The organism is Stenotrophomonas sp. NPDC077659 (assembly GCF_050268705.1).
Lineage (GTDB): Bacteria > Pseudomonadota > Gammaproteobacteria > Xanthomonadales > Xanthomonadaceae > Stenotrophomonas.
The window spans coordinates 1-9,507 of sequence record NZ_JBNNHG010000144.1 but is presented as its reverse complement, the minus strand read 5'-3'; the positions used below and the strand labels follow the sequence as shown (position 1 = coordinate 9,507).

The following is a 9,507-nucleotide window of genomic DNA, read 5'->3' as shown; positions in this document are numbered from 1 at the left end:
ACCTACACCGGTATCGACGCCGCCGCCGTGGCCGCGCTGAAGCGCTGGGTGCAGGAAGATTGCCGAGCGCATCGCCACCGTGCTGTGCGGCGGCAAGGTCGACCGCGGCACCTTGGTGGACGAAGAGTGGCTGCTGACCCTGGAGCGCAAGCATTTCGTTGAACTGGCCCAGCAGGAAAAGACCCAGGCCCGCATCGCGCACATGCTCAAGACCGGCAAGCCGCTGCGTAACTGATCGCCATCCCTGCTTCTGGTGGGTGCCCACCTTGGTGGGCACTCCCTCTGCCCCGGTGGGTGCCGACCGTTGGTCGGCACTCCGGCTAAAAAAATCGAGAGATCACTGCAATGACCAAGCAAATCCAGGACGCCTACATCGTCGCCGCCACCCGTACCCCGGTTGGCAAGGCGCCCAAGGGCATGTTCCGCAACACCCGCCCCGACGACATGCTTGCGCACGTGCTGCGCAGCGTGGTCGCGCAGGCGCCGGGCGTGGACGTCAACCGCATCGATGACGCGATCATCGGCTGCGCCATGCCGGAAGCCGAGCAGGGCATGAACGTTGCGCGCATCGGCGTGCTGCTGGCCGGCCTGCCCAACACCATCGCCGCACAGACCGTGAACCGCTTCTGCTCCTCCGGCCTGCAGGCCGTGGCGCAGGCCGCCGACGCGATCCGCCTGGGCAACGCCGACCTGATGCTGGCCGGTGGCACCGAATCGATGTCGATGGTGCCGATGATGGGCAACAAGATCGCGATGGCGCCGAGCGTGTTCGACAACGACCACGTGGCCATCGCCTATGGCATGGGTATCACCGCTGAAAAGGTCGCCGAAGAGTGGAAGGTTTCGCGCGAAGACCAGGACGCGTTCGCCCTGGCCTCGCACCAGAAGGCGATGGCCGCCATCCAGAACGGCGAGTTCAAGGACGAGATCAGCCCGTACGAGATCGTCTCGCACCTGCCGGACCTGGCCGACGGCCAGCGCATCATCACCCGCAACAAGATCGCCGACACCGACGAAGGCCCGCGCCCGGATTCCTCGGCTGAAGGCCTGGCCAAGCTTCGCCCGGTGTTCCGCAATGGCCAGTTCGGCGGCACCGTCACTGCCGGCAACTCCTCGCAGATGAGCGACGGTGCCGGTGCGGTGCTGCTGGCTTCGGAACAGGCGATCAAGGATTACGGCCTGACTCCGCTGGCGCGCTTCGTCAGCTTCTCCGTGGCCGGCGTGCGCCCGGAAGTGATGGGCATCGGTCCGATCGCCGCGATCCCGAAGGCACTGAAGCAGGCTGGCCTGACCCAGGACCAGCTGGACTGGATCGAGCTCAACGAAGCCTTCGCCGCGCAGTCGCTGGCGGTGATCCGCGATTGCGGCCTGGACCCGAGCAAGGTGAACCCGCTGGGCGGCGCGATCGCCCTGGGCCATCCGCTGGGCGCGACCGGCGCGATCCGCACCGCGACCCTGCTGCACGGCCTGCGTCGTCGCCAGCAGAAGTACGGCATGGTGACGATGTGCATCGGCACGGGCATGGGCGCGGCGGGTATTTTCGAGGCGCTGTAAAGTTCAAGGCGTTGCCGATCGGGATATCGGTGTGCTGAAGGGCCCGGGTGGGTGAGACTGCCCGGGACACGCCGTAAACCCGTCCATGGGGGCTTGGCAGCGGCATCCATGCCGCCGACAGTCCCGGTCAGCCTCACCCACCCGTGCCACCCGGCATTCCGCGCGGCGGAGGGGTGAGCAAAGGCAAGGGCAAGAGCCGGGGTCTGAGCCCTTTGCTGCGCTAAGGGATCTGACCCCAAAAGAAAAAGGCAGCCAAAGGCTGCCTCTTTTGCTTTTGCTTTTGCCCTTGATTCCGCCCTTCCCGTCCGCGCCACACGGAAACTGTCGAGAGGGGGCGGATGGCCCTCTCCAAGACCGTTGGCGCCATGGATGGCGCCATCGAGCACCATGGAAGGGCTTTGGCGTGTCTTGGAGAGGGCCATCCGCCCCCTCCCCCACGTATCAATCAAGGCGCCAAACGGAGCGCTTGAAAACCTAAAAACTCACTCTTCCGCCAGCATCTCCGCCAGCTTCGCGCGGGCCGGCTTGGCCAGCTTCTTGTTCTCCAGTGCGAACCGGATCGTCGCCTCGACCAGACCCAAGTGGGTGCCGCAGTCAAAACGCGTGCCCTGGAAGCGGTACGCATCCACCTCTTCGGTCGCCAACAACGATGCAATGGCGTCGGTCAGCTGGATCTCGCCGCCAGCACCGGTGCCGGTGGATTCCAGCAACTCGAAGATCTTCGGGCTCAGCACATAGCGGCCGACCACCGCCAGATCGCTCGGCGCGTCTTCCGGCTTGGGCTTTTCCACTATCTGCGAGATGCGGCCCTTGCGGCCATCAAAGGCCTCGGTCGCCACGATGCCGTAGCTGGCCGTGTTCTCGTGCGGCACGTCTTCCACCGCGATCACGCTGGCACCACTGGCCTCGTTGAGGTCGGCCATCTGCTTCAGTGCACCGTCGCCGCGGTTCCAGATCAGATCGTCCGGCAGCAGCACCGCGAACGGCTCGTCACCAATGACCGCCTTCGCACACAGCACCGCATGCCCCAGGCCCAGCGCCTCAGCCTGGGTGACGAATACCGCGCGCACGCCCTTGGGCAGCACGTGGCGGATCATTTCCAGCTGCTCGTGCTTGCCCGCACGTTCCAGCTTCTGCTCCAGTTCGTAGGCCTTGTCGAAATAATCGGCAACGGCATGCTTGTAGCGGTTGGTGATGAAGACCAGCGTGTCACAGCCAGCCTCGATGGCCTCATCGACAGCGTACTGGATAAGCGGACGATCGATGATCGGCAGCATTTCCTTCGGAACCGTCTTGGTTGCCGGCAAAAAGCGCGTCCCTAGCCCTGCCACTGGAAAAACCGCCTTACGAATTCGCTTGCTCATTTAGTACCTGTTGGCCTCGCGTGCGGGAAAGGTAACCACTTTAGCGGATGACATGTAAGCGTCATGTTCAATCGGAGAGAACTCCGGCATGGTCGCAAACAGGATTTTCTGGATCGTATCGGTGTCGTACAGGGCAATGGCTTCGCGCAGCTTTGGCACGTTGCCCAGTACCGCATCGCGCGAGAACGTACGCACCCCGGCCTCAAGCACCTTGGGGTGCGAGGTCGGCCGGTAATCCTCGTCCGAATAGAACAGCGTTTCGTGCAGCTTCTCGCCCGGACGCAGGCCGGTGTAGATGATTGGAATATCCTTGTATGGCTGCTTGCCGGCCAGGCGGATCAGCTGTTCGGCCAGCACGCGGATCGGCACCGGCTCGCCCATGTCCAGGGTGTAGATCGCACCGTGCGACGCCGATGCAGCCGCCTGCAGGATCAGCTGGCAGGCCTCGGGAATGGTCATGAAGTAACGGGTGACTTCCGGGTCGGTGACCGTGATCGGGCCACCGCGCAGGATCTGCTGACGGAACAGTGGCACCACGCTGCCGGCCGAATCGAGCACGTTGCCGAAGCGCACGGTCACGAAACGGGTATGCGAAGACTTCTGGTCCAGGCTCTGGCAGATCATTTCGGCATAGCGCTTGCTGGCGCCCAGCGCGTTGACCGGATCGACCGCCTTGTCGGTGGAGATGAACACGAAATGCTCGACGCGCGCTTCCATGCAGGCACGCGCCACGTTTTCGGTGGCCAGGATGTTGTTGCGCACCGCTTCGCGCAGTTGCCGCTCCAGGACCGGCACATGCTTGTAGGCGGCAGCGTGGAAGGCCGTATCGACCGGATGCAGGGACAGAGCATGGCGCATCACCGCAGGATCGCCGCAATCACCGAGCACCGCCTCGATCTGCACGTCGGGAAAGCTGCGGCGCAGCTCGGCCTCGATGGTCAGCAGCAGCAGTTCGCTCATTTCGAGCAGCACGATGCGGCCGGCCCCATGGCGCGCACACTGGCGGCACAGCTCCGAACCGATCGAGCCACCGGCGCCGGTAACCATGACCGTACGCCCACAAAGCCAGCTGCGGATCAGGCTCCAGTCCGGCATGATCGGCTTGCGGCCGAGCAGATCCTCGATGGCCACCTCCTTCAGCTGGCCCGGCAGCGACTGCCCCTGCAGGATGTCGCTGAGCTTGGGGACAGTGCGGAACGGAATGCCGGTGCTCTCGCAGATGGCGACCACGCGCTGCATGCCCACCGCGTCAAGCGAGGGAATGGCGATGACCAGCAGCTTGGCGGCGGTTTCGCGGGCGACCGCCGGGGCGTCGTCAAGGGTGCCCAGGATCGGCAGGCTCTGCAGCTTGGCGCCACGCAGATGCGGGGCATCGTCGAGCAGGCCCACCGGTTCGAAGTTGCCGGAACGGCGCAGGTCGCGCACCAGGGTCTCGGCTGCTTGGCCTGCGCCAAGGATCAGCACGCGGCGCGCGGACGTATCCGACTGCAGCGCCTGGTAGTCCTTCCACGCCCGGTACAGCAGGCGCGGCGCGCCCAGCAGTGCCGACAGCGCGAACGGATAGATGACCAGTACCGACAGCGGCACGCCGTTGAAGCGCTTCCAGGCCAGCACCAGCACGATGGCGACCAGGCCGATGAAGCTGGCCTTGAAGATGTTCAGCAGGTCGCTGACGCTGGCGAACCGCCACAACCCGCGATAGAGGCCGACCCGCCAGAACACGATGCCCTGCAGCACCAGCACCAGCGTGGTATCGACGTTCCACAGCGGCAGCGACGGGGCATCGGGCAGGATGGAGTAGCGGCCGGCATGCAGCAGCTGCCAGCAGGCCCACACCATGAACAGATCATGGCAGACGATGGCCGTGCGCGGCACCAGGCCGAGGATTCTGTCCCGCCAGGGTGAAGACATACTTCGCGTAATTCCTTATCGGTGGCGCAATCCATTGCGCAGGAGGAGCCAAAGCAAGGCCAGCGAGGACATCCACGCGACCGCTGCGACAGCCTCCCACCTCGGCTGCAATTTGGTGCACACATTGAACACTGTGACGCTTAACAGACCCAAAACAAAGTACATCCCTGTCACCTGGGCGTGGCTGGCTCCTGCCTGCACGGCACGCTGGTAGACATGCTGGGTGTGGGGCTCCATCCAGCGCTGCCCTGAAAGCATGCGCGCCAACAGCGTGAAGCCCGCGTCCACAAGAAACGGCGAAAGGGGCACCAGCAGCAGCAACCAGTTGATTTCCGTACGCAGCGCGGCCACGGCCAGCACCACCGACACAGCATAGCCGAGCGCGCCACTGCCGACATCGCCCATGAAGATGCGCGCCGCGGGAAAATTGAACGGCAGGAAACCCAGGCAGGCCAGGCCCAGCACGATGGGCACCAGCGAGTAAGGCCACGGCAGCACTGCTGCAAAGCCCAAGGCGGCGACCACGGCCTGGCTGCTGGCGATGCCGTTGATACCATCCATGAAGTTCCAGATGTTGATCAGCGAGGCAGTGAACACCAGCACCAGCAGGGCCAGCAGCCAGCTGCCGCCATGCACCTTGACCAGTGCGGCCAGCAGTCCGGCGGCCACGAAGTGGACCAGCAGCCGGCGCAGGGCCGGCAACGGGCGATGGTCATCCCACCAGCCGATTCCCGCCACCAGAACAAGGCCGAGGCTGGCCACGACCAGGCTGGGGGCGGCAGCCGGCCAGGCCCACATGGCGGCAACGGCGGCCACGAGCAGGGTGATGACGATGGCAATGCCGCCGCCGCGCGGGGTGGCCACGCTGTGGCTGCGGCGCTCGCCGGGCTGGTCCAGCAACTGCTGGCGCAGCGCGTACCCGCGTGCAGCCCAGGTCAGCGCCGCGCTCAGCAGGGCCAGGCCCAGCAGCGCGGTCATCACCAGCCAGGCCATGGCTCAGAGCACCGCGTAGTTCAGCAGCGGTTTGACGGTACCCCATTCCTTGCAGCTCGGACACTGCCAGTGGTGCGTGCGTGCGCCGAAGCCGCAGCGCGTGCAGCGGTAGGCCGGGTTGCGCACCAGCAGCTGGTCGGTGATGTGCTTGAGATCGTGGAGGGTCGCGGTGGAATCGGCCCCCTCGGCCAGGGTCAGGTCGATCAGTGCCGATTCGCCGCGCACCGATGGGCGATCCTTCAGCTGGCGGCCGAGGTAGGCACGGGCCGGCGCCACGCCCTCCTGCTCTTCCATCAGGCGGGTCAATGCCAGCACCGGAGCAATACCGCGGTAGTGCTCGGTCATTTCCGACAGGAACGCACGCGCACCGCCGAGGTCACCGACCTTGCGGTAGTTCTCCATCAGCGCCGGCAGCAGTTCGGGCAGGTACTCGGGATCGTTGCGCGCAGCGCGCTCGAAAGCCCGTACCGCCGCCTCGGCATTGCCGGCATCGGTTTCCAGACGACCTTCGATGATGCCGGCACGCACCGACATGGCATCGGCCTGATAGGCACGGGCGATGGCTGCCCTCGCCTCTTCCAGCTTGCCGGCACCACGGAAGCGTTCGGCCAGTTCACATTCGAACTGCCCGATCAGCTTGCCCATCGGTTCGCCGGTGACATCCTCGAAGCGGGTGGCGTTGTCGATGGCCTTTTCCCAGTCGCGCTCGGCCTGGTAGATGCCGATCAGGTGCTTGAGCGCCTGCGGTGCACGCTGGTCCAGCTGGGCCAGCTCGGTGAACACGGTTTCGGCGCGGTCCAGCAGGCCGGACTTCATGTAGTCCTCGCCCAGCGCCAGCAGCGCCTGCACGCGCTGCGCGTCACTCAGGTCGTTGCGGTTGACCAGGCCTTGGTGCAGGCGGATCGCGCGATCAACCTCGCCGCGACGGCGGAAGAGGTGGCCCAGCGCGACCTGGGTCTCGAAGGTTTCCTTGTCCAGCTCGGCGATGTGCAGGAACAGCTCGATGGCCTTGTCCGGCTGCTCGTTGAGCAGGTAGTTCAGGCCGCGGAAATAGGTGCTGGACAGGTGGCTGACCTGGTTGTCGCCATGGCGTTGCCCGCCGCGCCGCCCAATCACCCAGCCGGCCAGCGCCGCCAGGGGAAGGAACAGGAAGAACCAGAACCACTCGGTGACGAAATCCATCTTCGATCAGCGTCCATCAAAAGATTGGGAGGGGGAAACCGGCGCCACCGGGGTGGCGACCGGCTTGTTGGCGCGGCGCAGCTGGGCGTAGAGCGGAATGACCACGCTCACCAGTACCAGGCCGGCACCGACAATGACACCGATCAGCAGCGAAGCGATGATCGCCACGCCGATCGAGGTCTTGAGCTGGGTGAACAGCAGGTTGATGGTCATCTCGTCCATGTTCATGGCACCGATGATCAACCCGAGAAGCAGCACCGCCAGCAGGACCAGCAGACGAAAAACCTTCATGCGACAGCTCCAGTGGCAGGAGGTCGTAGCTTATCCGACTCGCCGCGGTATTCGCACGCGGTAACGCGACGGGACACTCAGGCCGGATCGGCGTCCAGCGGCAGCACGCTGCTGACCCGCTCACGCAGCTCCTTGCCCGGCTTGAAATGGGGAACGTGCTTGCCCGGCAGGGCGACCGATTCGCCGGTCTTGGGGTTGCGGCCCAGGCGCGGCGGACGGTAGTGCAGCGAGAAGCTGCCAAAGCCACGGATTTCAATGCGATCCCCTGCAGAAAGGGAACCGCCCATCATTTCCAGCAACGACTTCACCGCCAGATCGACATCATCGGCCTTCAGGTGCGCCTGGCGGCGCGCGAGGATTTCGATCAGTTCGGATTTGGTCATTGCCGGCTCACATCAGGGGTCACTCACCCTGAAACGGCCCGGGCAGGATGCCCGGGCCGTCCAGGAAACAACGTGCAGCGTAAGGCCGATTACTCGGACTTGTTGCCGCTCAGCTGTGCACGCAGCAGCGCGCCCAGCTGGGTGGTGCCGCTGGCAGCCGAGGAGGACTGGTATTCCTCCAGCACTTCGCGCATTTCCGCGTCGTCCTTGGCCTTGATCGACAGCTGCAGGGTACGGCCCTTGCGGTCCATGCCAACGAACTTGGCTTCGACCTTGTCGCCGACCTTCAGGTGCTGGGTGGCGTCGTCAACGCGCTCGTTGGCGATGTCGCGTGCCGAGACGTAACCTTCGATGCCGTCAGCCAGCTCGATGATCGCGCCCTTGGCGTCGACTTCCTTCACCACGCCTTCAACCTTGGAGCCCTTCGGATTGGCAGCCATGTACTGGCCGAACGGATCCTGCTCCAGCTGCTTGACGCCCAGGGAGATGCGCTCGCGCTCCGGATCGACGGCCAGGACCACTGCGTCCAGGGTGTCGCCCTTCTTGAAGTTGCGGACGATGTCTTCGCCAGTGGTCGCCCAGCTGATGTCGGACAGGTGAACCAGGCCGTCGATGCCGCCGTCCAGGCCGATGAAGATGCCGAAGTCGGTGATCGACTTGATCTGGCCCGACACCTTGTCACCCTTCTTGTGGGTGGCAGCGAAGGTTTCCCACGGATTGGCGGCAACCTGCTTCATGCCCAGCGAGATGCGGCGACGCTCTTCATCGACGTCCAGCACCATCACTTCGACTTCGTCACCCACCTGCACAACCTTGGACGGGTTGACGTTCTTGTTCGTCCAATCCATCTCGGAGACGTGCACCAGGCCTTCGACGCCCGGCTCGATCTCGACGAACGCGCCGTAATCGGTGACGTTGGAGACCTTGCCGAAGACGCGGCTGTTGGCCGGGTAACGACGGGCGATGTTATCCCACGGATCTTCGCCCAGCTGCTTCAGGCCCAGCGAAACGCGGTTGCGCTCGCGGTCGAACTTCAGCACGCGGACGTCCAGCTCGTCGCCGACGTTCACGACTTCGGACGGATGGCGCACGCGCTTCCATGCCATGTCGGTGATGTGCAGCAGGCCGTCGATGCCGCCCAGGTCCACGAACGCGCCGTAGTCGGTCAGGTTCTTGACGACACCCTTCAGGATCGCGCCTTCCTGCAGCTTGTCCATCAGCTGCTCGCGCTCTTCCGAGTGCTCGCTTTCGACGACAGCGCGGCGCGAGACCACGACGTTGTTACGCTTGCGGTCCAGCTTGATGAGCTTGAACTCGAGTTCCTTGCCTTCCAGGTAGGCCGGATCGCGCACCGGGCGCACATCGACCAGGGAACCCGGCAGGAAGGCGCGGACATCCTTGATGTCCACGGTGAAACCACCCTTGACCTTGCCGCTGATGCGACCGGTGATGGTTTCGTTCTTTTCCAACGCTTCTTCCAGCTCGTCCCACACCATCGCGCGCTTGGCCTTCTCGCGCGACAGGACGGTTTCGCCGAAGCCGTTCTCGATGGAGTCGAGGGCGACCTTGACGATGTCGCCTTCGGCGACGTCGATTTCGCCAGCGTCGTTACGGAACTGTTCGATCGGAACGATGCCTTCGGACTTCAGGCCGGCGTTGATCACCACGACGTCGCCGCGGACTTCAACACCGGTACCGCTGACGTTGGCGCCCGGCTTCAGCTTGGCCAGGTTGGCCTGGCTGGCTTCAAACAGTTCGGCAAATGATTCGGTCATGGGCATCGCGCTGATCCTGCGTGCCTGGAACCTGTGGCCGTTCACCAGCAGCGT

At 64.6% G+C, this 9,507-nt stretch carries 8 protein-coding genes and 1 pseudogene; 2 read left to right on the top strand and 7 right to left on the bottom strand.

The features are described from left to right. Positions 1 to 55: 55 nt before the first annotated feature. Positions 56 to 235 (top strand): annotated as a pseudogene (locus ACQKDV_RS16170) (hypothetical protein); the annotation flags it as partial. 110 nt (positions 236 to 345) lie between these two features. Continuing rightward, positions 346 to 1,554, top strand: a complete 1,209-nt coding sequence (locus tag ACQKDV_RS16165; protein WP_005409292.1) for an acetyl-CoA C-acyltransferase — start codon at positions 346 to 348, stop codon at positions 1,552 to 1,554. 482 nt (positions 1,555 to 2,036) lie between these two features. Here ACQKDV_RS16165 and galU read toward each other — a convergent pair whose 3' ends face one another. From galU to rpsA, 7 genes are all read right to left on the bottom strand, one after another. Continuing rightward, positions 2,037 to 2,918: a UTP--glucose-1-phosphate uridylyltransferase GalU gene (gene galU / locus ACQKDV_RS16160; protein WP_427785063.1), complete on the bottom strand. Its 882-nt coding sequence runs from the start codon at positions 2,916 to 2,918 to the stop codon at positions 2,037 to 2,039. Continuing rightward, complete coding sequence (locus ACQKDV_RS16155; protein WP_427785060.1) at positions 2,919 to 4,829, bottom strand: polysaccharide biosynthesis protein; 1,911 nt, start codon at positions 4,827 to 4,829, stop codon at positions 2,919 to 2,921. A 15-nt stretch (positions 4,830 to 4,844) separates the two neighbouring features. Further along, positions 4,845 to 5,822, bottom strand: a complete 978-nt coding sequence (locus ACQKDV_RS16150; protein ID WP_427785058.1) for an MraY family glycosyltransferase — start codon at positions 5,820 to 5,822, stop codon at positions 4,845 to 4,847. A 3-nt stretch (positions 5,823 to 5,825) separates the two neighbouring features. After that, positions 5,826 to 7,004: a lipopolysaccharide assembly protein LapB gene (gene lapB / locus ACQKDV_RS16145; RefSeq protein WP_108768614.1), complete on the bottom strand. Its 1,179-nt coding sequence runs from the start codon at positions 7,002 to 7,004 to the stop codon at positions 5,826 to 5,828. A 6-nt stretch (positions 7,005 to 7,010) separates the two neighbouring features. Beyond that, entirely contained in the window at positions 7,011 to 7,295 is a 285-nt protein-coding gene (locus ACQKDV_RS16140) for a LapA family protein (RefSeq protein ID WP_427785057.1), read from the bottom strand. 77 nt (positions 7,296 to 7,372) lie between these two features. Continuing rightward, entirely contained in the window at positions 7,373 to 7,678 is a 306-nt protein-coding gene (locus ACQKDV_RS16135) for an integration host factor subunit beta (protein ID WP_005409286.1), read from the bottom strand. An 89-nt stretch (positions 7,679 to 7,767) separates the two neighbouring features. Beyond that, positions 7,768 to 9,453 carry a 30S ribosomal protein S1 gene (gene rpsA / locus ACQKDV_RS16130; protein ID WP_427785065.1) on the bottom strand — a complete coding sequence of 562 codons (1,686 nt, stop codon included), beginning with the start codon at positions 9,451 to 9,453 and terminating at the stop codon, positions 7,768 to 7,770. Positions 9,454 to 9,507 lie beyond the last annotated feature (54 nt).

Excerpts from the sequence above, each read along its gene's own strand:
- lapB (WP_108768614.1), bottom strand. The coding sequence starts at position 7,004 with ATGGATTTCGTCACCGAGTGGTTCTGGTTCTTCCTGTTCCTTCCCCTG.
- ACQKDV_RS16135 (WP_005409286.1), bottom strand. The coding sequence starts at position 7,678 with ATGACCAAATCCGAACTGATCGAAATCCTCGCGCGCCGCCAGGCGCAC.
- ACQKDV_RS16165 (WP_005409292.1), top strand. The coding sequence starts at position 346 with ATGACCAAGCAAATCCAGGACGCCTACATCGTCGCCGCCACCCGTACC.
- ACQKDV_RS16150 (WP_427785058.1), bottom strand. The coding sequence starts at position 5,822 with ATGGCCTGGCTGGTGATGACCGCGCTGCTGGGCCTGGCCCTGCTGAGC.
- rpsA (WP_427785065.1), bottom strand. The coding sequence starts at position 9,453 with ATGACCGAATCATTTGCCGAACTGTTTGAAGCCAGCCAGGCCAACCTG.
- ACQKDV_RS16140 (WP_427785057.1), bottom strand. The coding sequence starts at position 7,295 with ATGAAGGTTTTTCGTCTGCTGGTCCTGCTGGCGGTGCTGCTTCTCGGG.
- ACQKDV_RS16155 (WP_427785060.1), bottom strand. The coding sequence starts at position 4,829 with ATGTCTTCACCCTGGCGGGACAGAATCCTCGGCCTGGTGCCGCGCACG.
- galU (WP_427785063.1), bottom strand. The coding sequence starts at position 2,918 with ATGAGCAAGCGAATTCGTAAGGCGGTTTTTCCAGTGGCAGGGCTAGGG.